Here is a 24,045-nt window from a genome sequence, read left to right on the forward strand (position 1 = left end):
GCCTGCGAGGCAATCTTACTTGCCAACGAGACGTCGCTCATAAGCCCGACCCCAAAGGGTGAGCGCATGCCGTCTGCTTGAGCCAGAAAACGCTCAATTCCGCGGCGCGGCATAACGTTCGTTTAAGCCGTGCCTGCCATGTTCGGAAGATGATTTCTTTCTCGCATGCCGGCGAACACATTGGGGCTTTGGTGCACACTTCCGCACTGAGCGACGCCCGTTTGTTCGCGCGGCATCGAACCTTCATCGCCTCGCACCTGGCCGCGAGCATGATGGGTTTTGCGATCATCCCGCTCTTCCTGATCCTGAGCGGTGGCCATTTATCCGCTTTGGCAGCTATCTTTTTGACGTGGCTCGTCGTGCCGCTGCTGGTAGCCATGCATCTCTCCCGGACCGGGCGACTGCAGGAAGCATTGGCCATTTCGATTGGCAGTCTCTGTCTGCCCATCCTGGCAATCGCGGCTCTTTCGGGCGGCGTTCAGTCGTCCGCGATGATCGTTCTGCCGTTCGTAATATTCGAAACCGCGTCACGCCTTGAAATTGAGGGAGCGCGGCGCGCGGGATTTTCGGCGGCGATTGCCGTGATGACTTTGCTCGCAGCGGGCCTTCTGGGCGTATTGCCGGTGCCGGCCGGCGGACATAGCGATCCCGTTTGGCTGCTTTTCTCAGGTGCCGCTTCACTGATCGCGATCGGCTACGCCTGTTTCCTGGCGAAGCGCCTAGGGCATGCGCATGCGCCGAGCGAGCCCAACGTCGCGGATCGCTATGATTTCGTGGTGTCAAATTCGCAGAATCTCGTGACTGTCCATCATCGCGATGGTTCGGTCATCTCTGCGTCAGCCGCGGCAACTGAGTTTCTGGGGGTTGAAAAGTCGGCGCTCCTGGCGCGGGGCCTGTTTGATCGTGTCCATGTTTCGGACCGACCGGCCTTCCTGACGGCAATCTCCGATGTGGCCGTAACCGGAGAAGACCGGATGCTCGATCTGCGGCTCCAGCGGGCCGTTTCCGGGCTGCCAAGTCACCCGCAATTCGTGCTGGTGCAGATGCGTTGCCGGCGTTGCAACCAAAGTGGTGAAGTGGTCGTCGTGGCGCGCGACATATCTGCAAAGGATGCCGCCGCGCTTCCCTCGGACGAGGCCTCGAAGCAGGCCGAAGCGGTCAAGAATGCGCTGCTTGCCAATGTCAGTCATGAATTGCGGACGCCGTTGAACGCGATCATCGGTTTTTCCGAGCTGCTGACCGAGAAGCACGCCAACGGCGTCGATCCAAAGCGACGCGAGGAATACGCCGAACTGATCCATGATTCCGGCCTGCACCTCCTCTCGGTGGTCAACGGCATCCTCGACATGTCGCGGATCGAGAGCGGGAACTTCACCATCATCCGCGAGCCGCTGTCGATCAAAGAGGTCATCGACGGCTGCGTGCAATTGTTCGAACTGAAGGCTGCCACGGCTGGAGTGACGGTCGTGTCGGAGGCCGGACGGGGACTTCCGGCAATCGTGGCGGACAAGAGGGCCTGCAAGCAGATCTTGATCAATCTGCTGTCGAACGCGATCAAGTTCACACCCCCGGGGGGGCGGGTCCGGATTGAGGCCCGCGAGATGGGTGGACAGATGAGGGTCGAGGTCTCCGATACCGGCATCGGTGTCTCGGCCGAAGATTTGCCGCGTCTTGGCACCTCATTCTTCCAGGCGTGCTCATCTTATGAGCGCCCCTTTGAGGGAACCGGAATCGGGCTTTCCGTGGTGAAGGGGTTGGTTGCCTTGCACGGCGGCCGGTTCGATGTGCAAAGCCGAGTAGGCGCCGGAACGCGTATCATTATCGACCTGCCCCTGAATGCAGCCGAACCGCAGGGCGCGGTGGAAGCGGAGATCGAGGTGGTCAGGACATTGCGGGCTGTGGCGAACGGTTGAACATGGCATCGAAGAAGGCTGTGAAGTCAGGGCAGGCAACAAGGGCCAAGAGGGAAAGCGGGAAGAAAAAGATGCTGGATGCCGCAATGGCCAATGAGCTCGCAGGATCGAAACGTTTCAGCCCGCTCGATGTCACCGCTCTTGGACTGGCGGCAGCGACGGCCGTGATGATCATGGTCAATGCGCTGATGTTTCAATCGCGTCCCGCCGACCTCTCTGCGCCATTTGCCGGCCAGGATACGCAATCCCAAGCCGCACCGGAAACAAACGGCGCCCACAGTGCGGGCGCGACGACGGCTGCCAGCAGCCCGCTTATCAAGGACATCCAGTTCGAACTTGGGCGCCGCGGCATCTATGAGGGTGCGCCGGACGGCTTGCCGGGGCCTAAGACGGAAGCGGCCATTCGCAGTTTCGAGACGATCGCCGGCCTGACCCCGACTGGACAGCCCAGTGCGGGGCTATTGGATCTCCTACGTCAGGGCGGTGGGGATTCGAGCGGCGATGTGATGCAGGTTCAGCAGGCGTTGGAGCGGCTTGGTTTCGGACCGTTGAAGGCCGACGGCCTGATGGGTGAGGCGACCCGGACCGCAATCCGTCGTTTTGAAACGAAAAATGGATTGCCCGTGCGTGGGGAGATCACGTCTGATCTCAAGCGACGCATCCTCAACGCTGGTCGCATACGTTAAATGGCGAGGCTCGGCTTCTGATGTCGGCGCGCTTGACGTCGGATTTCTGGGTTTCGGCGCATGTGCGGCGCTGCAATGGGGAGGGAGCATTTGCCGTGGTTCAGCGGCGGGGCTCACCGGAGGCCGGCGCGATCTTCGTGGTTTGCGACCGGCTCGATGGCACCTCGATTCTTTATGGGGCTGCACCTCAGGCGTCCGTGCCGGAGGAGGCGGGGGGCGAGCGGCTGTTCCAACAGGTATCTGGACCCGCCGAGAATGCCGTCATCCAGGAACGTCTCACTCGCGAAATCAAGTTCGACAGCGATCTCTGGATTGTCGCGGTGGAGGATCGCGAGGGGCGCCACTTTCTGAAATTGGTGTGATGGCCGGCCTTGGGAAAAGCGCGTCGAGTGGGCTGGTAAAGCTCTGTTAACCAAACACGTTGTCTGCTGAAGCTGGCAGGCCGCGCTGTCCGTCGTCGCGGCTCACACGCGGAGCACGACCATGGGAGTTCTGTTGACGTTCAGAACGGGCCTGGCCCGTCGATCTGGATCGAGCCGACCGGTTGAAAAGCCTGGAGAGCTGCTGTTTTTCACGGGGGTTCGCTACGAGCGGCACGAGCCGGCGCCGCTGACAACCGAAAGACGTGCCTCGATCCACAGGGTGTCGACCATGAGCACGCCCCGCGCGTGAACGTTACCTTGGCCGCGCGGGCTCGCACACAGCTTGAGACAAAGCGGGCTGCACCACAGCCTTTATGCTGGGGGTAGGGGCGAATACCCTTAGAAAGACGAAGCCTTCCGCGCTTGGTGCCGCGATCGGGATGGTGCCCGCGCGAAGATCTTCCGTCTTGAGATCGGGCTGACTGGCGTCATACAGCTCGACATCGATGTTCGGCCCAAGGGCGGATTGCTCGTTCAAGGAAAAGAACGCGATCCCGTCCCGCCCATAAAACGACAACGCAAGATAATCGCTGACGATCGGTACCCGGATCTGGAGCGGCGCCTTAGTCACGTCGTAGCGGCAGGTCAGGTTGATAAATGTCGGATCCAGGAGGGGGAGGCGCCGGTCGCCTTTTTCCGGATCCAGAACAATGAAGTTATTGGTGTCCGATATGGAAACGAGCCGCCCGTAGGCATTGTGATTGCTGAAATGGGGGATCGCCAGCAACGATCCGATGTGGACGATACCTCCCAGGAGAATTCCGGTGACCGCGGCGAACAGCCAGTTCAGCAACACCCTCATGAGGGGCATCCCACACGAGTGATGGCTGGGAGATCCGGCGCATCCCGCCCGCCGGAAATGGCTCCAAGAGTGGTGTCGTACATCCTCAGTACGAGTATGAATTCTTCCTCCAGGGGCGCCGGGAGCCAATTGCCGGATTGGGCTTGAGCCGAGATCTGGATTGAGACCGCGCCGTTGAAATCCCGAGCCATTTCGGCGCTGGAAAAGGCGTATCGGTGTGCCGCGTTCGGAATGATCGCTCCCGCATCGCTATAAGCGCTCAAGGACCACACCCTGACGTTCGGCATCAGGCCATGAACGCGGTACCGGCACGCGCCGCGAAGCGGCAATCCCTCATGGTCAACCGATGCACGAAACGAAAGCCCGTCTCCGGTAGCAAGCGGAACTTCACCGCGTCGCGTGATCGCTGCGAGGCTGTACGCATCGATGTCCGACGACCCTTCGCCACTTATCGCCGTCCAGGGCCCGCTTTTTATGGCGTTGAGCATGGGGGGATTGCGGACGGCGGCAAAGGTCAGGCCGAGGCCCAGGCCGGCTCCGATTACGGCAATGAAGATGAGGTTGAGAATAAGGCGCAAGAGACGATCAGATGCCAGGAGGGGCTAGGGTTAATGATGCCGTTCGTTTTCAGTTGACGGCGGGTCTGGCCTGGCCCGTGGGCGCAGACTTCGCATCTACCGCATGGGTTTCCGCTGTCATGCGCTCAGTACCGGCGTTCGTATCGACATTACTGATAGATGCGATCTCTGCCTTCTGCATGAGATCGTTGATCTGATCGAGAACAATGGAGGCGCGGCGCGGAAGGCGGCCGTTCTGGTTGTTGTCGTGGCTTTCGGGCGATGCGGCCGAGGCGATGGCTGCTGAGGGCGCACCAGACGGCGATATACCTGGGATAGGACGCGGATCGACGCCCGCCTGCGCCACAGTCATGACCTCTTTGAAGGCCATTGCAGGCAGGGTGCCGCCCGTCATTTCACGCGTGCCCGAATAGTTGTCGTTGCCGAACCAGACCGCACAGGTGAAATCGCCGCTATAGCCGATGAACCAGGCGTCGCGATAATCTTGGCTGGTGCCGGTCTTTCCGCCGATCTTCAGGCCCTCGAGCGCTGCCCTACGGCCGGTGCCGGCATCGACGACATTGACCATGAGGCGGTTCATTTCGGCTGCGGCTTCCGCCGGAATGGTTCGTTCGGGTGCAGGAGCATCGCGATCATGACGCCACAGGAGAGCGCCGCGATTGTCGGAGATCTCGACCGCCGCATAGGGCTCGACCCGAAAGCCGCCATTGGCGAGGCTGGAATAACCGGCAGCTTGATCGAGAACCGTGACTTCGGAGGTGCCCAGCGCCAGCGCCCGATTGATCCGGAGCGGCGTGCGTACACCCATCAGCTTTGCCGTCTCGACAACCTTGTTGAGGCCGACCGCGAGGCCGAGCCGGATCGGAACGGTGTTGAGCGAACGGGCGAGAGCCGACATCAGCGTGACGCGCCCGGCAAACGAGCGGCCGTAATTCTGTGGTGACCAGTTTCCGATCGTGATCGGACCATCGGTGACGATGGAATTGGCCGTGTAGCCGTTCATCATGGCCGCTGTGTAGACGTAGGGCTTGAACGATGATCCCGGCTGCCTGAGCGCGTCCGTGCCACGGTTGAACTGGCTCGCGCCGTAATCCCGACCGCCCACGATGGCGCGTACCGCGCCGAACGGCTCCATGAGAACAAGGCCGGCCTGTTTCACGCCGTATTGGGTGCCGTATTGGCGCAGAAGGTTCTCGATGCTTTCTTCGGCCCGCGACTGCACCGCGGGATCGAGTGACGTTTTGACCACCACGGAGCGACTGCCCCCCAGCTTCCCGGCGTCGGCGAGTTTCTTCACCTCAAGAAAGGCCCAGTCGAGATAATAGTCCGGGCTGGTTCCGCGTTGACGTGCGATGGGGGTGGCCGGATTGAGACGTGCGGCGTGGACCTGTCCCTCTGTCATGAAGCCTGAAGCGACCAGAGTGTCGAGAACGACATTGGCGCGAGCGCGGGCTGCCGACAGATTGGCGTGAGGCGCAAATTTGGTGGGCGCCTTGAACAGACCCGCGAGCATCGCGGATTCGGCGAGGGAAAGAGTGCGGGCGGACTTGCCGAAATAGAGCTGTGCCGCTGCTTCGACGCCGAACGCTCCTCCGCCCATATAGGCACGGTCCAGATAGAGCTTGAGAATCTCCTCCTTCGAGAGATTCACTTCCAGCCAGATCGCGAGGAAGGCTTCCTTGACCTTGCGCTCCAGCGTGCGCTCGTTCGAGAGGAACAGGTTCTTGGCGAGCTGCTGAGACAGCGACGAACCGCCTTGGACGACGCCGCTGTGGCGCGCATTTTCGACAATGGCGCGCAGGGTGCCCGGGACGTCGATGCCGAAATGTTGGAAGAAGCGACGGTCTTCGATGGCCATCGCTGACTTGATCATCGAATCGGCGATGTCGTCGAGCGAGCCGACATCGGTCTGCATCACGCCGCGGCGGCCGATCTCGGCTCCGGTCCTGTCCTGGAACACGACGGCGAGGTCGACGCGCTTGCGCCAGTCTTCCTTCGTGGCCTGAAACGCAGGCTGGGCCAGGGCCAGCATCATCAGCGCGCCGAGCGTACCCCAGGTGGCTCCTTCGCCGACCACCTCGAACACGCCGCGCTTCCAGCCGCGCATGCGCATGTCCTGCGAGGCGCCGACGAAGCGCTCCCATACCGCACCGAAGCCGCGCAATGCGCGGTAGGCCGCGGCGTCGATCGCCGAGTCCAGTGCCAGAAGGGCCCGCTTGATCCTGTCGATCGTTGGGCCGGACAACAGGTTACGCAACGGGCTCTCCGTGCCATAGGGGCGCAGCCGCCCTATCTATCTCTCTTGACCCCAGACCGTGCGACGCGCAAGAGGCGCGCGATCTCCCATCGCATTTTGGACGAGGACCGTGGCCGAACGGTACTGGAAAACGAAGACGCTGGACGAAATGTCGCCCCAGGAATGGGAAGCGCTGTGCGACGGCTGTGGCCGCTGCTGCCTCGTAAAACTCGAGGACGAGGACAGCGGCGCGATTGCCTACACCGATGTCGGCTGCACGCTTCTGGACGGGCAGAGTTGCGGATGCAGGAATTACCCCGAGCGTCAGACCATCGTCCCCGAATGCGTGCGGCTGACCCCCGACGTGGTGCGCACCCTCGGCTGGCTGCCGGCAACCTGCGGCTACCGCCTCGTTGCCGAAGGTAAGGAATTGCCGGATTGGCACCCTCTCGTTTCGGGAGACAGGGAAAGCGTGCATCATTCCGGCGCCTCGGTGCGGGGAAAGGTCTCGGCAAGCGAGGACGATGTGACAATCGACGAGATCCTCGAGCGGATTGTCCGCTGGCCGGAAAAATGGCCCAAACGCAGACGTCGCAACACCCGGTAACGCGCCATTAACCACGTAGGGCCAGCACCGCTTTCAAGGTGAAAACCTGGAGCTGCCGAAGCGACGCCAAAGATCGCCGGTCGGGAGGACGAAGGGCGGCTCTTGAGACTTTAAGAGCGCGGCGGCGTGGAAAGCAGACACGCGGCCAAAAAGGTCCGGTCCTGCCGGGGAGGGAACTCCCGGTGCGCGCGTCCTCTGGATGCACCTTCGAAATACCAGCCCTGACCGATGCGCGGCAAAGCTGGGGCGAGGGACCGAAGCCGGAGCAGCGACCGGCCCGCGCTTCAAACTTCTTCTTTGAATGCCGATGGCTGTGCGCGTGATGCGCCGATGAATGCCGATCAAACGGCGTAGGTCAAAATTCACATAATGGAATATAATCCTTGACAGCGTGACGCTGTTCGGGTACAACATCCCCATGCTCAAGAAGTGTGGGCGGCAGGATCGGGGCCGGCCCGGGAGGGCAAGAGGATGGTTGCAGCGATCGTGGTGGATCCTGAGGTGAAGGTTCAGGCGCGGCGGCTGTATGAGGAAACGAGTCTTCCGGTGGAAGCGATTGCCGGCATGCTGAACATGAAGCCGCGCACATTTCATTCGTACCGGGCGCGATGGGGCTGGGTGGCGCGGCTCGATCGCAACGGAGAGTCCGACACCGGCGCGGCAGATGAGGTTTCGATCCTTCCGACGGACGCTTTGAGCGACGAGGCACTGGAGGAGCGTCCCTCACGGGCGGAGACCATTCAGCGCATTCGGGACATCGTGGAACGCGAAGTTTCGGGCGTGGAGCAGACCCTGCGCCGCATGGACCGATTAGCGCCGCGCGGGGACGCGGAAAAAGCGGCACGGACGCTGGCAAGCCTCGTGAAGACTCTCACCGAATTGCAGCGCCTGGACGCGAACGCCGCCGAGCAGGCGAAGGAACCGGATGACGAGATCGACATCGACGAGTTCCGCCGCGAGCTTGCGCGACGCCTTGATGCGCTGTGCGCAAGCCGGGCTGCTGAATGAGTTCCTGGCCGGGCTGAGCAGCCATGAGATCAGCATCATGCTCGGCGACTGGCCGCTTTATGGACGCGACGAGCAGGTGCCGCCAGCGCAGGCGGCAGGCGGCGGGGCGTGGACCGTATGGATGTTCCTTGGCGGGCGTGGGGCGGGCAAGACGCGCGCCGGCGCCGAATGGGTGAGGGGCCTGGCGCTGGGGCTGAAGGATTTCACGCCGGAGCCAATCGGGCGCATCGCGCTGGTGGGCGAGACGGCGGCCGATGTGCGCGAGGTGATGGTGGAGGGCGTGTCCGGCATCCTCGCGATCAGCGGAAGGCGGCGGCCCTTGTGGGAACCTTCGCGGCGTCGACTGACCTGGCCCAACGGCGCGGTGGCGCAATGCTTCTCGGCGGAAGACCCCGAGGCGTTGCGCGGACCGCAATTCGGCGCGGCCTGGTGCGACGAGCTTGCGAAATGGAAGCAGGCGGACGCCGTGTGGGACATGCTGCAATTCGGCCTGCGGCTGGGCGCGCGGCCACGTCAGATGGTGACGACGACGCCGCGCCCGCTGCCTTTGCTGAAGCGCCTGATGGCGGATCCACGCACGGCCGTGACGCATGCCGCGACGAGCGCCAACGCGTTTCATCTGGCTCCGGACTTTCTGGAGGCGATTGTCGGCCGCTACGCCGGCACCCGGCTGGGGCGGCAGGAACTGGATGGCGAGATCATCGACGACCGGCCGGATGCTCTGTGGACGCGTGACGGGATCGAGGCCGGCCGCCTTGAGCAGGCGCCGGTACTGGGCCGCATCGTGGTGGCGGTGGATCCGCCGGCCGGTGGTGGGCGTCGCTCGGATGCCTGTGGGATCGTGGTGGCGGGAACGGGTTCCGACGGCATTGTCTATGTGCTGGCGGATGAGACGGTGAACGTGGCGCGGCCCGATCTGTGGGCTGCGAAGGCTGTGGCGGCCTGGCGCACGCACGAGGCCGACGCCCTGATCGCGGAGGCCAATCAGGGGGGCGAGATGGTGCGTGCGGTGATCGCACAGGCCGATCCCAACATTCCGGTGCGGCTGGTGCATGCGACGCGCGGAAAATGGCTGCGGGCGGAACCGGTGGCGAGCCTTTATGCGCAGGGGCGGGTGCGCCATGTCGGCCCGCTGCCCGGACTGGAAGACGAGATGTGCGATTTCGGCCTCGATGGCCTGTCGGGCGGCCATTCGCCGGATCGTCTGGACGCGATGGTGTGGGCGGTGACGGCCCTGGCGCTGGAAAGCCCGAAGGGCGCGCCGCGCCTGCGCGGACTTTAGCCTCTTCAAGGAGACTTCATGTTTCACGGATTGCAGAACATCCTGCGGCGGGCGGCGCCGGAGGAGAAGGCGTCGCGCGCGCACACCCTTGTGGCGCTGCACGAGGCGGGGCGGCCGGTGTGGACGCCGCGCGATTATGCGGCCTTGGCCCGTGAGGGCTTCATCCGGAACGCCATCGTCTTCCGATGCGTGCGTCTGATCGCGGAAACGGCGGCGTCCGTGCCGCTGCTGCTTTATGAAGGCGAGCGCGAACTGGACCGGCACCAATTGCTGGACCTGCTGGCCCAGCCGAACGGCCGGCAAAGCGGCGCGGCGTTTCTGGAGAGCCTGATCGGCCATCTGCTGGTGGCCGGCAATGGCTATGTGGAGGCGGCGCTTCTCGACGGTGTGCCGCGCGAACTTTATGCGCTGCGGCCCGACCGGCTGAAGGTGGTGCCGGGCGCGGATGGGTGGCCGGAGGCCTATGATTATTCGGTGGGGGCGGAGACGATCCGCTTTCGGCAGGATGCCGAGGTGCCGCCGATCCTGCACATTGCCTTCTTCCACCCGCTCGACGACCATTATGGCTTGTCGCCGCTGGAGGCGGCGGCGCAAGCGATCGACATCCACAATTCCGCGGCGGCCTGGAACAAGGCATTGCTCGACAATGCGGCGCGGCCTTCCGGTGCCCTGGTCTATTCAGGGCCCGAGGGGGCGAACCTCTCGGATGAACAGTTCGACCGGCTGAAGAGTGAGCTCGAGCTGCAGTTTCAGGGCATCCGCAATGCCGGGCGGCCCTTGCTGCTGGACGGCGGGCTGGACTGGAAAGCCATGGCGCTGACGCCGAAGGACATGGACTTCATGGAGGCCAAGAACGGCGCGGCGCGGGAGATCGCGCTGGCGTTCGGCGTGCCGCCCATGCTGCTGGGCATCCCCGGCGACAACACCTATGCGAACTATCAGGAGGCCAACCGCGCTCTGTGGCGGCAAACGGTGCTGCCCCTGATCGGACGCGTGGCGCAGGACCTGACCCATTGGCTGAGCCCGGCCTTCGGCACGGAGCGGCTGCGGCTGGAGCCCGATCTCGACCGCATAGAGGCGCTGGGCAGCGAACGCGAGGCCCTTTGGCGCCGCGTGGCGGCGGCAAGCTTCCTGACCGACGACGAGAAACGCGCCGCCATCGGCTACGGGCCGAAAGCCGCCTGATCCGCACACCTTTTGATCTGTTCGACGCCCACTCCCAGCGGGCGAGGGAGACGTCATGCTGAAAACCTGGACCCCTGTGGAGGAAACCAAGAAGGCGCCAAGGCCTCCGAAGGCGGTGGCGCGGGGCGGCGTCATCGCCGGTTATGCCAGCCTGTTTGGCGAGACCGATCTGGGCGGCGATCTGGTCGTGCGCGGCGCGTTCGCCGACAGCTTGCGGCGCAATGGGGCGAAACGGGTGCGCATGCTGTTCCAGCACGACCCGATGCAGCCCATCGGCGTGTGGGACGAGATCCGCGAGGACAGTATGGGTCTTCGCGTGCGCGGACGGCTGGCCTTGCGGGTGCCGCGCGCGGCCGAGATCTGGGCCTTGATCCAGGACGGGGCAATCGATGGCCTGTCGATCGGCTTCAAGACGATCGGCGCGCGCCGCGATCCGCGCACCCGCGTGCGGCGGCTGGAGAAGGTCGACCTCTGGGAAATCTCGGTGGTGACGTTTCCGATGCTGCCCGAAGCCAGGATCGCCGCCGCCAAAAGCCTGACCGCCGATGCGCCGAAACGGCCGCCCGGATTTCCCGTGCGTCGAACGGCGCGGGCCGAGGCGGAAGCCCTGTTCCGGCACACCTGAACGCGACGGATTTCACGACCGCGCCGCCCCCTCCGGGCGGCTTTTTCATGTCCGACATCATCCACGAGGTCTATCGATGAACGCACACATTTTTCTGCCCGCGCCGGAATGCAAGGGCGCGGATTTCGTGCCCAGCAGCACGGAGGTGGTGGAGGCCTATGACACCTTCATGCGTGCCTTCGAGGGCTATCGCGATGCCAATGACGAGCGGCTGGCCGAGATCGAGAACAGGCTGACCGCCGACCCCGTGACCGAGGAGAAGCTGGCCCGTATCGACGCCGCTCTCGATCGCCAGAAGGACGTGCTGGACCAGCTGGTGCTGAAGGGGCGCAGGCCGGCAATCGGTGGCGACCCGGACCGCATCAGCCCGATGGCGCGCGAGCACAAATCGGCGTTCGAGACCTATGTGCGGCGCGGCGACACTTCCGCGATCCTGCGTCTGGACGGCAAGAGCCTGTCGGTGGGATCGGGCACGGAGGGCGGTTATTTCGTGCCGGAGGAAACCGAGCGCGAGATCGGCCATCGGCTGGCGGCAAGCTCGCCGATCCGGGCCATCGCCGGCATCCGCACGATCTCGTCCTCGGTGTACCGCAAGCCGTTCGCGACGGGCGGTTTCGCGACGGGATGGGTGGGCGAGACCGAGGTGCGCACGCAGACCGTGACGCCGACTTTGGCCGAGATCGAGTTTCCGGCCATGGAGCTCTACGCCATGCCGGCGGCGACGCAGGCCTTGCTGGACGATGCTGCGATCGACCTCGACCGCTGGATCGCCGAGGAGGTGGACACCGCGTTTGCCGAGCAGGAAAGCGCGGCCTTCATCAACGGCGACGGGGACAAGAAGCCGCGCGGTTTCCTCAACCCGCCGAAGGTGGCGGAGGAGAACTGGAGCTGGGGCCATATCGGCTATGTGGCGACGGGTGCGGACGGTGAGTTCGGTGCGCCGAGCCCGTCCGACCAATTGGTGGACCTCGTTTATGCGCTGAAGGCGGGGTACCGGCAGAACGCGCGCTTCGTGATGAACCGGCGCACGCAGGCGGCGGTGCGCAAGCTCAAGGATGCCGACGGGCGCTATCTGTGGCTGCCGCCGGCCCAGCCGGGCGGTGCGGCCTCGCTGCTGGGCTTCGCGGTGACGGAAGCCGAGGACATGCCGGATATCGCCGCGGACAGCTTCCCGATTGCGTTCGGCGATTTCCGGCGCGGCTATCTGGTGGTCGACCGGCTGGGCGTGCGCGTGCTGCGCGACCCGTACTCCGCCAAGCCCTACGTGCTGTTCTACACGACCAAGCGCGTGGGCGGCGGGGTGCAGGACTTCGACGCCATCAAGCTGCTGAAGTTCGGCGAGGACTGAGCCGCCGACACTGGCACGGCCTCCGCCTCTGCGGCGGGGGCCATCTTTCCTGAATCATTTTCCGAAAGCCATCATCCATGCCTTTGTTCCTGCTGACGAAGCCGGACGAGGAGCCCGTGTCGCTGGACGACATCCGGGGCTTCCTGCGGCTCGACCATGACGATGAGGACGAGCTGCTCGTCAGGCTGATCGCCGCAGCGCGGCGGCATGTCGAGACGGCGACCGGCAAGAAGCTGATGACGCAGATCTGGCGCCTCGTGCTGGATGATTGGCCTGCGAGTGGGCTGGTGAACGTGCCGCTGTCGCCTCTCGTGGCGGTGCGGGCGGCGCGGCTGCGGCGGGCGGACGGCACCGAGGTTCCACTCGATGCCGGCGGCTGGGTACTGGACTGTTCGGCCCGGCTGCACATTGCGGGCGGCCCGGCCGTGCTGCGACCCTTCGGCGGCATCGAGGTGGATGTCGAGGCCGGTTTCGGGCCGGCCGCCGCCGTGCCGCCCGATCTGGCGCAGGCTATGCGGCTTCTTGTGGCGCATTGGTACGAGCACCGCACGCTCGAACCGGGCGACGGATCGTGGCCGCTGGCGGCCGCCGTGCTGATCGCTTCCGAACGCCGGCTGAGGCTGTGATGGCGGGCGGACCGGATATCGGCCGCTTGCGGCACCGTATCGTTGTCGAGGAGCCGGTGGACGTGCCAGACGGTGCAGGCGGCTTTGCCCGCACATGGCGGGATGCCGGCACGGTGTGGGCCGACATCGAGGCGCGCTCGGCGTCGTTCGGTCTGACAGCGGATGCCGCGGGACAGACGATCGTGCACCGAATTGTGATGCGGTGGCATGACGATTTAAGTGCGCGCCACCGCCTGCGGGCAGGAACCGCCACGTACATCATACGTTCTGTTTATGATCCGACCGGGGAGCGCCGCTTCCTCGTCGCACTGACAGAGGAAAAACGCCCATGACATTGTCCTCCGCCTTGAAGGGTTATGAGGGCCTGGCACGCGAGTTCGCCGCACGTCTCGGCGCCCGTGTCGACGCGCTGACCGCCACCATCACCGGGCGCCGCCGCGTCCGCTTCGAGGGCGGTGAAATGTTTCTGGGTGGCGACGCCTGGCCGGGTGCCATCCCGGTGTGGGCTTCGGCAAGGTATCGCCGTTGAACGCCGCTCTGGCATTGCGCTCCGCAATCCGCTCGCGCTTGCAGGACGATGAGGAACTGACCGAGCTCCTCGGTGGGGCCAAGGTTTATGACGAGGTGCCGGCGGGTGCCTCGCTGCCCTACGTTGTTCTGACGGACATGGAAAGCCGGGGCGCAGGAGGTTCGTTCGAAGAAGGCCAGGAGCACCGCTTCAGCTTGAACGTCTGGTCTCAAGAGGCCGGCATGGCGCAGGCCCTGAGCGCGGCGAACCAGCTGGTGACCACACTTGACGGGGCCGATCTGCCGCTTGATGGCCACCAGCTATCCAATCTGCGCTGGCTGGCCACCGAGGCCAAGCGTGCTTCGGACGGACGGCGCCGTTTCGCCGCACTGCGCTTCCGCGCGGTGACGGAACCAGAGGGCGGTTGATCGATTTAGCTTTCGTCCCTCCCAGACAAAACTGTGCCCCCGTTCAGCCGAGCGGGGGTTTTCTTTTTGCGGAGACCGACATGGTGGCTCAGAAGGGCAAGGACCTCCTGCTCAAGATTGCGGATGGCGTTGGCGGTTTCACGACTGTGGCGGGCCTTCGGGCGCGTGCCGTGATGCTGAACGCGGAAGCGGTCGATGTAACGCATTCCGAGAGTGTCGGGCGCTGGCGTGAGCTTCTGGAAGGCGCGGGCATGAAGCGCGCCAGCCTTTCCGGTTCCGGCGTGTTCCGCGACGCGCAGTCCGACGCGCTGGCGCGGGAGGTGTTCTTCAACGGTGCGATCCGGCGCTGGCAGATATTGGTGCCGAGCTTCGGCACCATCGAAGGTCCGTTTCAGATATCGAGCCTCGAATATCGCGGCGACCATATGGGCGAGGTGACGTTCGACCTCGCCATGGAGAGCGCGGGCGAACTGGTGTTTGCCACGGCCTGACCCTCAGGCTCCGACAAATCCTTCCTGCCGGGCGAACAGCGGCGGCAGGCCCCGCAGATTGCGGAAAAGTCGACCGTACAAGGCTGCGAAATACGAAACCACGACGATCTGCAGCAGACCGTCCGCGATGCCGCCCGCAAAGAGCTTGATCCCGCTTAACGGAGCGGGCTCTTCGGCGAGATCGATCATGCCCGTCAGAAACAGCCCTGCGCCATAGACGGCGAAGACCGCAATCAACACCAGCATGGCCACGAGGAAGGTTCTGAAAATGAACCAGAATTGCCCCCGCGTGTCCGCAAAGGAGCGGCGGATCGGCCGATCCTCGCCACGTGCGAGGACGACGTACAGTGTGGAAAGGCGCAGGCCCAGCCAGAGAAATGCGAAGAAGACCGGCACGATTGCGAGGCCGGCAACCAGCATCCCTGGCCCCGGCTCAGCTTCCCCGGTGGCGAATAGTCTACCGACTAAGAAGAACACCACGCCAATTGGAATTCCGATGGCGAGCGTGAGCAAAAGCGGCCAGAGAAGAAAGCGGCCGATCCGGCCCCAGCTCCAGAGCGGTGCCTCCGCGTCGCCGTCCGCGAAATAGCGCAGGGCTTTGATGATGAACGGAATCGAGCCGAAGCCCGTGAAGACTGCCACGACAAGGGTGCCGACGGGCACTGCCTCGATCGCGGCCTCGCGGTACATCGCGATGGATTGCACAGCGAACAGCGCGAAGATCGCCAGATAGACGGTGGGGATTGCCCCCAGACTGCGGATTGCATCGCGCACCGACCCAAAAGCGATCGCGAACGCACCTTCTCTCACAAAACCCATCGAATCCCCCCGAATCCGAGCCACACGCGACGATTGCATGGCGGGCAGGGCCTCGCCAACAGCCATTTCTCCTTTTCCCTGAATAGGATAAAGAAAAATGCCGAACCCCCATCGCGGAGAAATTTCCGCCGAGCTGGGCGGGCGCAGCTATGCGCTGTGCCTGACGCTCGGCGCGCTGGCCGAACTGGAAGCCGCCTTTGGAGCGGAGGATCTGCTGGCGCTAGCGGCGCGGTTCGAGAGCGGACGGATCTCGTCGCGCGATGCCATCCGTATTCTGGGTGCGGGCCTGCGCGGCGGCGGCAATGTGATTTCGGACGACGAGGTGGCGACGCTTCCGGCGCCCGGCGGCCTGCCGGGCCATCTCGACATCGTGGCGCGGCTTCTGGTGGCGACGTTCGGTGAGCCGGAGACCGCTTCCGCAAACCCTCCGTAGGCGCACGTCGCGAGCGTGCGCCGTTTCCCTGGGCCGAGATGATGCATGCCGGGCTGGGCGTGCTGCGGCTGGCGCCGCGTGATTTCTGGACCATGACGCCGCGTGAGCTGGCTGCGGCGCTGGGCGGCGGTCCGGGCGCGGCGTCCTCGGCGCTCGACCGCGCGGCGCTCGAGGGCCTGATGCGGCAATTTCCCGATTAGCTGGAGGTGATGATGGCGTCCGAATTCGAGGAGACGCGAAGCGTGGCCGTGGAGGCCGACACGTCGAAACTGGAGCGCTCTCTCGGCGATCTGGATCGCCTGTCGCGCGGGTTCGGCCGATCTCTGACCGCGGCGCTGGAGGGCGCGACGATCAAGGGGCGCTCGCTGTCCGACGTGCTGACCGGACTGGGGCAGCGGCTGGTGGATCTGGCGCTCCGCAGTGCGATGAAGCCGCTGGAGGCGAGCCTCGGAGGGCTGATGAGCAGCATTGTCGGGGGCGTGATGCCGTTTGCGAAGGGCGGTGCATTGAGCGGGCGGGTGCAGCCGTTCGCCTCCGGCGGTGTGGTGTCGACGCCGACCTATTTCCCGATGAGCGGTGGGCGATCCGGACTGATGGGCGAGGCCGGCTCGGAAGCGATCCTGCCGCTGGCACGCGGGGCTGACGGTCGGCTGGGCGTTCGGTCGGCTGGTGGAGGGACGAATGTGACCGTGAATATCGCGACGCCCGACGCCGAGAGCTTTCGTCGCTCGGAGGCGCAGGTCTCGGCCGCTCTGGCGCGGGCGGTGGCGCGCGGCCGGAGGGCGATGTAGGTGGCCGCTTTCCATGAAGTCCGCTTCCCGCTGGACGTGGCGCTGGGCGCGCGCGGTGGGCCGGAACGCCGTACGGAGATCGTGACGCTCGGTTCCGGCCGCGAGCAGCGCAATGCCCGCTGGGCCCATGCGCGGCGGCGCTGGGATGCCGGGTGGGGCGTCAAGAACCTGGCGGCGCTGAGCCTCGTGGTGGCCTTTTTCGAGGAACGACGCGGGCAATTGCACGGCTTCCGTTGGCGCGACCGGCTGGATCATTCCTCCGCCGCACCGGGAGAGGTGGTGTCGCCTTTCGACCAGATGCTGGGCGCCGGCGACGGCGAGACGACATCCTTCCCGCTGGGCAAGACCTATGGCAGCGGGGCTGATCCCTATCGGCGACCCATCGTGAAGCCGGTGATGCACAGCGTGCGCATCGGCGTGAACGGTGTGGAGGCGGAAGCCGGATTCAGCGTTGATGAGATTACCGGCACCGTGACGTTTGAGGACGCACCGACGGCGGGCGCCGTGCTGACGGCCGGCTTCCAGTTCGACGTGCCGGTGCGCTTCGACACCGATTTCCTGGAGGTCGATCTCGCGGCCTTCGAGGCCGGCACCATTCCCTCGATCCCGGTGATCGAAATCCGTCCCTGAACGGAGTTTTCCATGCGTGATCTTGATCCCCAGCTCGCGGCGCACCTCGCCGGCGAGACGACGACGTGTTGCCGATGCTGGCGCGCCATCCGCCGCGACGGGATGGTGCTGGGCTTCACCGACCATGACGAGGATCTGGCGTTCGATGGCACGATCTTTCGCGCGGCGAGCGGGCTCGATGCGGCGGAGGCGTCCGCCGAATTCGGTTTCGCCGTTGGCGGCGGCGAAGTGGCCGGCGTGCTGGGCGATGCGAGCCTGACGGAAGCCGATCTGGCCGCCGGATCATGGGACCAGGCAAAAGTGGAGATGTTCCTCGTGAACTGGTCCGCGCCCGAGCAAAGGGTGCGGCTACGTGTGGCCGAAATCGGCGAGGTGCGGCGCTCAGGTTCGGCATTCAGCGCGGAATTGCGTTCGATGATGCACCGGCTGGACGCCCGCACAGGGCGACTTTACGCGATGACGTGTGACGCCGAACTGGGTGATGCACGCTGCCGCAAAGACCTGAACGATCCCGCATTTCGCGGTACGGGTGCCGTGCTCGAGGCGGTGAGCGCTTTCGAGCTGACCGCGATGGGCCTCGACCGCTTCGCCGATGGCTGGTTCAACGCCGGGACGCTGCGCTTCGCCTCCGGTCCGAATGCCGGAACGAGCCATGAGGTGCGCGAGCACCGCGCGGAGCCTGCAGGGGCCAGGCTGGCCCTGTGGCAGAAGCTGCCGTTCTCGCCACAGCCGGGAGATGTCTTCACTCTCGAAGCGGGTTGCGACAAGCGGCTGGAGACCTGCCGCGACCGCTTTGCCAATGCGGCGAACTTCCGCGGCTTTCCGCACATTCCCGGCACCGAGCGGGTTCTGGGCTATCCCAGCGCCGAGGACGGCGAGCACGATGGCGGGAGCTATTTCCTGTGATCGCCGAACGTGCGTTGGCCGAGGCACGCGGCTGGATCGGCACGCCCTATCGCCATGGCGCGAGCGTGAAGGGCGTGGGCTGCGACTGCCTGGGCCTCGTGACCGGTGTGTGGCGGGCGCTTTATGGCGAGCTGCCGGAACAGCCGCCGCCCTATGCGCCCGACTGGGCGGAAATTGCGGACGGCGAGCCGCTGGCCGAAGCGGCGGCGCGGCATCTGGTCGCGTGCTGCGGCGACGATGAGATCGGACCGGGCGAGGTGCTGATCTTTCGCTGGCGGCCAGGTGTGGCGGCCAAGCATCTGGCGATCGCCACCGGGCCAGACCGCATGATCCATGCCCATGAAGGTGCCTGCGTGGCCGAGGTGCCCATCCATCGCCAATGGCGGAAGCGGATCGCTTTCCGGTTCGCCTTTCCCGAAACCCGACGGACGGATTGAGACATGGCGACTTTGGTCTTCCAGGCGGCGGGTGCGGCGCTCGGCAGCGTGTTCGGGCCAGTGGGCACGATCATCGGGCGTGCGGCCGGCGGGCTGGCGGGCGCGGCGATCGACCGCTCGCTGCTGGGGGGTGGAGCAAGCTCGCGGCCGTCTCTGAAGGATCTCGACGTCACGGCGTCCACCGAGGGCACGCCGGTTTCGCGCGTGTGGGGGCGGGGGCGGGTGTCGGGACAGATCATCTGGGCGACACGGCTTGAGGCGGTGGTGAGCCGCCGCTCCGCTGGCGGCAAGGGGCTGACCGGGGCCGGGCAATCCGCGCAGAGCGTGAGCTATTACGCCAATGTGGCGTTGGGCCTCTGCGAGGGGCCGGTGGCCAGGATCGGACGGGTGTGGGCCGATGGCAAGCCGCTCGATACGATAAAACTGAACCTGCGGCTCTACACCGGAGCGGAGGATCAGGAACCGGACCCGCTCATCATCGCCAAGGAAGGGGCTGGCAATGCGCCGGCCTATCGCGGGCTGGCCTATGCCGTGTTCGAACGGCTGCCGCTGGAGGATTTCGGCAACCGCATTCCGCAGCTTTCCTTCGAGGTGATCCGGCCGGTGGGCATGCTGGAGCGGAACATCCGCTCGATGTGCCTGATCCCCGGTTCCACCGAATTCGGCTATGACACGCGGACCGTGTCGCGGACCCTTGGGCTGGGGGAGACGGCGTCGGAGAACCGGCATACCCGGATCGCCGCGACGGATCTGGAGGCCAGCCTCGACGAGCTCGAAGCGCTGTGCCCGAACCTCGAAAATGTCTCGCTGGTGGTGGCCTGGTTCGGAGACGATCTGCGCTGTGGAACGTGCATGGTGACGCCGCGTACGGATTCCCGGGACAAGAGAACGGCCGGCGTGACCTGGGAAGTGGCCGGGCTAACGCGGGCGACCGCGCGTACCGTATCGAGCATCGAGGGCCGGGCGGCTTATGGCGGCTCGCCATCGGATGCGGGCGTGATCCGAGCCATTCAGGCGATCAAGGCGCGCGGCTGGAAGGTGACGCTTTATCCGTTCCTGATGATGGACGTGCCGGCCGACAACGATCTCCCGCATCCGGTGACGGGGATCGCCCCGCAGCCGGCCTATACCTGGCGCGGAGAGATTGCGGCGGCGGGGCGCGGCGATGCGGTGGCACGCGATGAGGTTGCGCGGTTCTTTGGCGTGGCGGATGCGGATGATTTTTCGGTCCGGGACGGGCGGATGGTTTATCGCGGGCCTGCCGACTGGGGCTGGCGGCGGTTCGTGCTGCACATGTCCGCGCTTGGTGAGGCGGCCGGCGGTGTCGATGCCGTCATCATCGGCTCGGAATTCCGTGATCTGACACGCAGCCGGGACGATGAGGGTGCCTATCCGGCCGTGGCGGAACTGGTGAAGCTCGCGGACGAGGTGCGGCGGCTCTGCGGCGCCGGAACCCGCATTACCTATGCGGCGGACTGGACGGAATATGGCGCTCACGTGCCGGGCGATGGGGCGGAGGTGCGGTTCCCTCTCGACCCGCTGTGGGCGCATTCTGCCGTGGATGCCGTGGGGATCGATCTCTACGCACCGCTCGCGGACTGGCGATCCGGGACCGCGCATCGCGACCGGGCTGTGAGCGACAGCATCTACGACGCGGCCTATCTGGCGGCGAACGTGGCAGGCGGCGAAGCTTATCACTGGTTCTATGCGAGCGACGAAGACCGAGCGGCGCAGCGGCGCGCGCCCATCACCGACGGTTTCGGCAAGGAATGGACCTTCCGCCAGAAGGATTTGGCCAATTGGTGGAGAAACGCCCATCACGAGCGGGTGGACGGCCAGGAAATGCCGCAGCCGACGGCCTGGGTGCCGGGATCGAAACCGATCTGGCTGACCGAGATCGGCTGCCCGGCCGTCGACAAGGGCGCGAACGCGCCGAACGTGTTTCCGGACATCAAGATGCCGGGCGCGGCGTTGCCTCCTTTCTCGGCGGGCGGGCGCGATGATGCGATCCAGCGCCGCGCGATCGAGGCTCTGCTCGCGGTGTATGGCGAGGAATCCGACGCAAACCCGGCTTCGTCGGTCTACGGGATGCCGATGGTCGATCCTGCGTGGACGTCGCTGTGGGCGTGGGATGCGCGGCCGTTTCCCGCTTTTCCCTCGGCCCGCGATGTGTGGGCGGATGGTGCGGCGCACGAGACCGGACATTGGCTGACGGGCCGGTTGGGACAGGCGCCTCTGGCTGAACTTGCGGCCCAGATCCTGGAAGAGGGGGGCGCGCCAGCATTCGACACGATGGCGCTGGAGGGCGTGGTGGATGGCTATGTCATCGACCGCCCGGCCTCGGCGCGTGAGGCGCTGGAGCCGCTCGGTGAACTGTTCGCCTTCGGCGCGCGCGAGCGTGACGGGCGCATCGTGCTGGCACCGCGCGGACGGGGTTCGGCGCGGGTCCTGACGACGGACAATCTGGCGGCGGACGGCGAAGGTGCCGAGCCGTCCTATCTGCGGGCGCAGGAAAGCGAATTGCCGGCCGGGATCGCCATAGGCTTCGAGGATGTCGCGCTGGATTTTGCGCCGTCCCTGGCCTCGGTCCGGCGCCGCGGTGTCGACGCCGACGGGATCGTCGCGAGCGATACCGCGCTGGTTGCCGGGCTGGCAGAGATGCGGCGGCGGGCGGCGATCCGGCTGCAGGACGTCTGGGTGGGCCGCGAGTCCGCGAGTTTCGCGCTGCCGCCTTCAATGGCGGAGGTCGAGCCCGGCGATCTCGTCTCGCTCGACGGTAATCTGTTCGAGATCGGCACGATCGCCGATGGGCCGCTGCGGCGGTGTTCTGCCCGTGCGATCGCGCCTGAAATCTTCGAGGCGCCGCCTCTGAGAGAGGGCCGGATGCCGACGCGAACGCCGGTTTCGGCGGGGCCCGGCGATGTGGTGCTGCTCGATCTTCCTGCGCCGGGAGACGATCCGCCGGTGCTGACGCGGATCGCCATCGCCGCGAAACCCTGGCCCGGCGCGATGAATGTCTGGCAGGACAAGGGCGGCACGTTCCAGCCGATCCTGCGTGTCGGCGTGCCGGCTATTCTCGGCACCTTGCTGGAGGAGCTGGCGGCTGGGCCTGTGTGGCGCTTCGACGGGGGGCACGCCGTGCAGGTGCGCGTTTCCGGCGAGCTGATGAGCGCCTCGGACGCGCGGTTATTCGAAGGGGCCAATGCAGCGGCAGTGCAGAACGCTGACGGCTCCTGGGAGGTGCTGCAATTCGGCAGGGCCGAACTGGTGGCGGCCGGCACGTATCGCCTGTCGCGCTTCCTGCGCGGGCAATCGGGCACCGAGGCAGAAGCGCAGATAGCGAAGCCGGCAGGAAGCCGGTTCGTGCTGCTGGACGAGGGCGTGCAGCCGCTGATCCGGGGCGTCGAGGCTTTGGGCCGGCCGATGGACCTTCATGTGTCGCCGGCTGGGCGCGATTTCGCCGACGATCTGGCAATCGCGGTACGCGCCGAACCCGGCGCTGTGGCGCTGCGGCCACTTTCGCCGGTTCATTTGCAGGCGGAGCGTAGGCCGGATGGGTTGCTGATCCGCTGGATCCGTCGGGCGCGGCTGAACGGCGATTCCTGGGAAATGGCCGAGGTGCCTCTGGCCGAGGAGCGGGAGGCCTATCGCGTGGAGATCTTGCGCGACGGACAGGTCGTGCGGGGTGTCGAGGTTGGTGAGCCGCGATTTCTCTACGCGCCGGCCGAGGAAAGCGTTGATTTCGGCGTGGGACGGCATCGGCTGCGGGTTCGGTTGATGCAAATTTCGGCGAGCGTCGGGGCCGGCCGCGCCGTGGAGGGAGTGTTCGATGTCTGAGACCACAGCCAATCTCGGCCTGCCGCTGATCGCGGCGGCACAGGCTCAGAAGCATGTGCCGGTGAACGAGGCGCTGACGCGGCTCGATCTGCTGGTGCAGGCCTGCGTGCTGGACCGCGACCAGAGCGTGCCGCCGGACGCGCCCATTCCCGAAGAGAGCCACATCGTGGCCTCCGGGGCGTCGGGCGCGTGGACCGGGCGCGACAACGCCGTTGCGGTGTTTCGCGATGGCGACTGGCTGTTTCTGACGCCGCGCGAAGGTTGGCGCTGCTGGGTGGCGAAAGAGGGCGTGCTGTGCGTTTTCAGCATTGGCGAATGGAGCGCCGCTGGTGGCGGCGAGAATCTCCAGAACATCTCTCTCTTCGGCTTCAGGACCGAGGCGGACGAGGCGACGCCGTTCGCGGTGAAGGCCGAAAATGCGCTGTGGACCGCGAAGGCCGGTGAGGAAGGCGGCAACGGCGATCTGCGCGTCGTGATGAACAAGGAAGCGTCCGGGAACGTCGTCTCGCTGCTGATGCAGTCGGGCTATGTCGGGCGGGCGGAAATCGGGCTCGTCGGTGACGATGACCTGCTCTTCAAGGTGTCGGCAGACGACGGAGAATGGCGTGAAGCGATCCGGATCGATCGAGGCACGGGCGAGGTGCGGTTCCCGCAGGGCGGGGTGCGCGAGCGCTTCACCTCCGATCGCGGTTTCTTCGTCCGCACCGACGGCGACGACGGCAATGACGGCACGGCGGACAGTCCGGAGCGGGCGTTCGCGACGCTTCAGCACGCCTATGACGTGATCGCACGGCGCTATGATCTCGCGGGTTTCACGGCCGTCATCACGCTGGGCGAAGGGATCTTTGCCGGACTGAACGTCGCGAGCGGCTGGACCGGGGGCGGGACGTTTGTCGTGCAGGGAGCTGGAGCCGGTGCGACGGTGCTGAGTGCGGGCGCGCATCTCATAGCGTGGTCGGTGCCTCTGCCCGGCGATGTGCAGCTGTCGGGAATGAGGCTGACGACGACCGGAGAGGGTGATTGCCTGCGGGGCGATGCGCCCGGTGTCATTCGCTTTCGCGATGTGGACTTCGCAGGTTGCGCCGGCCGCCATGTGGCGATGACCGCGCCAGGCGCCCGGGCTATGGCGAGTGGTGATTATCGCATTTCGGGAGGTGCGGTGCGCCATTGGAGTGCGGATGCCGGCGCTTCCATCAGCGTGCAGGGAAAGGCTCTGATGCTGGCGGGCAGCCCGGCGTTCACCTCGTTCGCCGAGGCGATCAATGGAGGGACGCTGATCGTGAACGGCAACAGCTTCAGCGGCGCGGCATCAGGCGCCCGGTATCTCGTGGCGGCGAATGCCGTGATCCGCGCGGGAGCGGGTTCAGGCTATCTGCCGGGCAGCGGGCTTGGCTCCGCGCAGGCGGGCGGACAATATTTGTGATGCGCGAGGGGTTTCAGGATCGGC

26 protein-coding genes and 1 pseudogene are annotated in these 24,045 nt (G+C 65.6%); 23 read left to right on the plus strand and 4 right to left on the minus strand.

Features of this window, described 5'->3' with window-relative positions; genetic code table 11:
- Positions 1-191 precede the first annotated feature (191 nt).
- From ACQ6S1_RS00090 to ACQ6S1_RS00100, 3 genes are read left to right on the plus strand one after another with little or no spacing between them, the layout of a single operon-like run.
- Positions 192-1,913, plus strand: a complete 1,722-nt coding sequence (locus ACQ6S1_RS00090; RefSeq protein ID WP_445039145.1) for a sensor histidine kinase — start codon at positions 192-194, stop codon at positions 1,911-1,913.
- A gap of 2 nt (positions 1,914-1,915) precedes the next feature.
- A complete protein-coding gene (locus ACQ6S1_RS00095; RefSeq protein WP_445039146.1) occupies positions 1,916-2,599 on the plus strand; it encodes a peptidoglycan-binding domain-containing protein in 684 nt (227 codons plus the stop codon).
- 20 nt (positions 2,600-2,619) lie between these two features.
- Complete coding sequence (locus ACQ6S1_RS00100) at positions 2,620-2,961, plus strand: DUF1491 family protein (RefSeq protein WP_445039147.1); 342 nt, start codon at positions 2,620-2,622, stop codon at positions 2,959-2,961.
- 313 nt (positions 2,962-3,274) lie between these two features.
- On the opposite strand, the gene ACQ6S1_RS00105 is transcribed toward ACQ6S1_RS00100, so the two are convergent.
- Together ACQ6S1_RS00105 and ACQ6S1_RS00110 are read right to left on the minus strand one after the other, a co-directional pair.
- On the minus strand, positions 3,275-3,823 hold the full coding sequence (locus tag ACQ6S1_RS00105) for a DUF1254 domain-containing protein (RefSeq protein WP_445039148.1): 549 nt from the start codon (positions 3,821-3,823) through the stop codon (positions 3,275-3,277).
- Positions 3,820-4,152 (minus strand): DUF1214 domain-containing protein, encoded by a 333-nt coding sequence (locus ACQ6S1_RS00110; RefSeq protein ID WP_445040216.1) that lies wholly within the window; start codon positions 4,150-4,152, stop codon positions 3,820-3,822. The genes ACQ6S1_RS00105 and ACQ6S1_RS00110 overlap by 4 nt, the downstream gene beginning before the upstream one ends.
- Between ACQ6S1_RS00110 and ACQ6S1_RS00115 the strand changes: the two genes are divergently transcribed.
- On the plus strand, positions 4,117-4,458 hold the full coding sequence (locus ACQ6S1_RS00115; RefSeq protein WP_445040281.1) for a hypothetical protein: 342 nt from the start codon (positions 4,117-4,119) through the stop codon (positions 4,456-4,458). The genes ACQ6S1_RS00110 and ACQ6S1_RS00115 overlap by 36 nt on opposite strands.
- Here the strand turns inward: ACQ6S1_RS00115 and ACQ6S1_RS00120 are convergent.
- Positions 4,451-6,658 (minus strand): transglycosylase domain-containing protein, encoded by a 2,208-nt coding sequence (locus ACQ6S1_RS00120; protein ID WP_445039149.1) that lies wholly within the window; start codon positions 6,656-6,658, stop codon positions 4,451-4,453. The genes ACQ6S1_RS00115 and ACQ6S1_RS00120 overlap by 8 nt on opposite strands.
- Positions 6,659-6,767: 109 nt before the next feature.
- On the opposite strand from ACQ6S1_RS00120, the gene ACQ6S1_RS00125 reads away from it, so the two are divergent.
- From ACQ6S1_RS00125 to ACQ6S1_RS00175, 11 genes are all read left to right on the plus strand, one after another.
- Positions 6,768-7,244 (plus strand): YcgN family cysteine cluster protein, encoded by a 477-nt coding sequence (locus ACQ6S1_RS00125; RefSeq protein WP_445039150.1) that lies wholly within the window; start codon positions 6,768-6,770, stop codon positions 7,242-7,244.
- 471 nt (positions 7,245-7,715) lie between these two features.
- Entirely contained in the window at positions 7,716-8,252 is a 537-nt protein-coding gene (locus tag ACQ6S1_RS00130; RefSeq protein ID WP_445039151.1) for a hypothetical protein, read from the plus strand.
- A complete protein-coding gene (locus tag ACQ6S1_RS00135) occupies positions 8,221-9,534 on the plus strand; it encodes a DNA-packaging protein (protein WP_445040217.1) in 1,314 nt (437 codons plus the stop codon). The genes ACQ6S1_RS00130 and ACQ6S1_RS00135 overlap by 32 nt, the downstream gene beginning before the upstream one ends.
- An 18-nt stretch (positions 9,535-9,552) precedes the next feature.
- Complete coding sequence (locus tag ACQ6S1_RS00140) at positions 9,553-10,719, plus strand: phage portal protein (RefSeq protein WP_445039152.1); 1,167 nt, start codon at positions 9,553-9,555, stop codon at positions 10,717-10,719.
- Between the two features lie 55 nt (positions 10,720-10,774).
- Positions 10,775-11,344, plus strand: a complete 570-nt coding sequence (locus ACQ6S1_RS00145) for an HK97 family phage prohead protease (RefSeq protein WP_445039153.1) — start codon at positions 10,775-10,777, stop codon at positions 11,342-11,344.
- Positions 11,345-11,420: 76 nt separating this feature from the next.
- A complete protein-coding gene (locus ACQ6S1_RS00150; protein ID WP_445039154.1) occupies positions 11,421-12,692 on the plus strand; it encodes a phage major capsid protein in 1,272 nt (423 codons plus the stop codon).
- A gap of 77 nt (positions 12,693-12,769) precedes the next feature.
- Entirely contained in the window at positions 12,770-13,318 is a 549-nt protein-coding gene (locus tag ACQ6S1_RS00155; RefSeq protein ID WP_445039155.1) for a head-tail connector protein, read from the plus strand.
- Complete coding sequence (locus ACQ6S1_RS00160; RefSeq protein ID WP_445039156.1) at positions 13,318-13,650, plus strand: phage head closure protein; 333 nt, start codon at positions 13,318-13,320, stop codon at positions 13,648-13,650. The genes ACQ6S1_RS00155 and ACQ6S1_RS00160 overlap by 1 nt, the downstream gene beginning before the upstream one ends.
- A complete protein-coding gene (locus ACQ6S1_RS00165; protein WP_445039157.1) occupies positions 13,647-13,847 on the plus strand; it encodes a hypothetical protein in 201 nt (66 codons plus the stop codon). The genes ACQ6S1_RS00160 and ACQ6S1_RS00165 overlap by 4 nt, the downstream gene beginning before the upstream one ends.
- Positions 13,844-14,254 carry a DUF3168 domain-containing protein gene (locus ACQ6S1_RS00170; protein ID WP_445039158.1) on the plus strand — a complete coding sequence of 137 codons (411 nt, stop codon included), beginning with the start codon at positions 13,844-13,846 and terminating at the stop codon, positions 14,252-14,254. Before ACQ6S1_RS00165 ends, ACQ6S1_RS00170 begins: the two co-directional genes overlap by 4 nt.
- Positions 14,255-14,334: 80 nt before the next feature.
- A complete protein-coding gene (locus ACQ6S1_RS00175; protein ID WP_445039159.1) occupies positions 14,335-14,745 on the plus strand; it encodes a phage major tail protein, TP901-1 family in 411 nt (136 codons plus the stop codon).
- A gap of 3 nt (positions 14,746-14,748) precedes the next feature.
- Here the strand turns inward: ACQ6S1_RS00175 and ACQ6S1_RS00180 are convergent, their stop codons facing one another.
- Positions 14,749-15,564, minus strand: a complete 816-nt coding sequence (locus tag ACQ6S1_RS00180) for a hypothetical protein (protein ID WP_445039160.1) — start codon at positions 15,562-15,564, stop codon at positions 14,749-14,751.
- A gap of 97 nt (positions 15,565-15,661) precedes the next feature.
- Between ACQ6S1_RS00180 and ACQ6S1_RS00185 the strand changes: the two genes are divergently transcribed.
- The 8 genes and pseudogenes from ACQ6S1_RS00185 (at position 15,662) to ACQ6S1_RS00220 (ending at position 24,021) form a co-directional block, all read left to right on the plus strand.
- Complete coding sequence (locus ACQ6S1_RS00185; RefSeq protein WP_445039161.1) at positions 15,662-15,997, plus strand: gene transfer agent family protein; 336 nt, start codon at positions 15,662-15,664, stop codon at positions 15,995-15,997.
- A gap of 32 nt (positions 15,998-16,029) precedes the next feature.
- Positions 16,030-16,197 (plus strand): annotated as a pseudogene (locus ACQ6S1_RS00190) (rcc01693 family protein); the annotation flags it as partial.
- 12 nt (positions 16,198-16,209) lie between these two features.
- Entirely contained in the window at positions 16,210-16,788 is a 579-nt protein-coding gene (locus tag ACQ6S1_RS00195) for a phage tail tape measure protein (protein ID WP_445040218.1), read from the plus strand.
- The gene (locus tag ACQ6S1_RS00200) at positions 16,789-17,418 is read left to right on the plus strand and encodes a phage distal tail protein, Rcc01695 family (RefSeq protein WP_445039162.1); all 630 of its coding nucleotides are present in this window, start codon (positions 16,789-16,791) and stop codon (positions 17,416-17,418) included.
- Positions 17,419-17,430: 12 nt separating this feature from the next.
- Positions 17,431-18,324: a phage/gene transfer agent baseplate hub protein gene (locus ACQ6S1_RS00205; protein WP_445039163.1), complete on the plus strand. Its 894-nt coding sequence runs from the start codon at positions 17,431-17,433 to the stop codon at positions 18,322-18,324.
- Positions 18,321-18,761, plus strand: a complete 441-nt coding sequence (locus ACQ6S1_RS00210; RefSeq protein ID WP_445039164.1) for an NlpC/P60 family protein — start codon at positions 18,321-18,323, stop codon at positions 18,759-18,761. The genes ACQ6S1_RS00205 and ACQ6S1_RS00210 overlap by 4 nt, the downstream gene beginning before the upstream one ends.
- A gap of 3 nt (positions 18,762-18,764) precedes the next feature.
- Positions 18,765-22,598, plus strand: coding sequence for a baseplate multidomain protein megatron (locus ACQ6S1_RS00215; protein WP_445039165.1), 3,834 nt, complete (start codon positions 18,765-18,767; stop codon positions 22,596-22,598).
- Positions 22,591-24,021, plus strand: a complete 1,431-nt coding sequence (locus ACQ6S1_RS00220) for a DUF2793 domain-containing protein (protein ID WP_445039166.1) — start codon at positions 22,591-22,593, stop codon at positions 24,019-24,021. Before ACQ6S1_RS00215 ends, ACQ6S1_RS00220 begins: the two co-directional genes overlap by 8 nt.
- Positions 24,022-24,045: the final 24 nt, after the last annotated feature.

It is taken from the genome of Terrihabitans aquatilis, assembly GCF_052542005.1.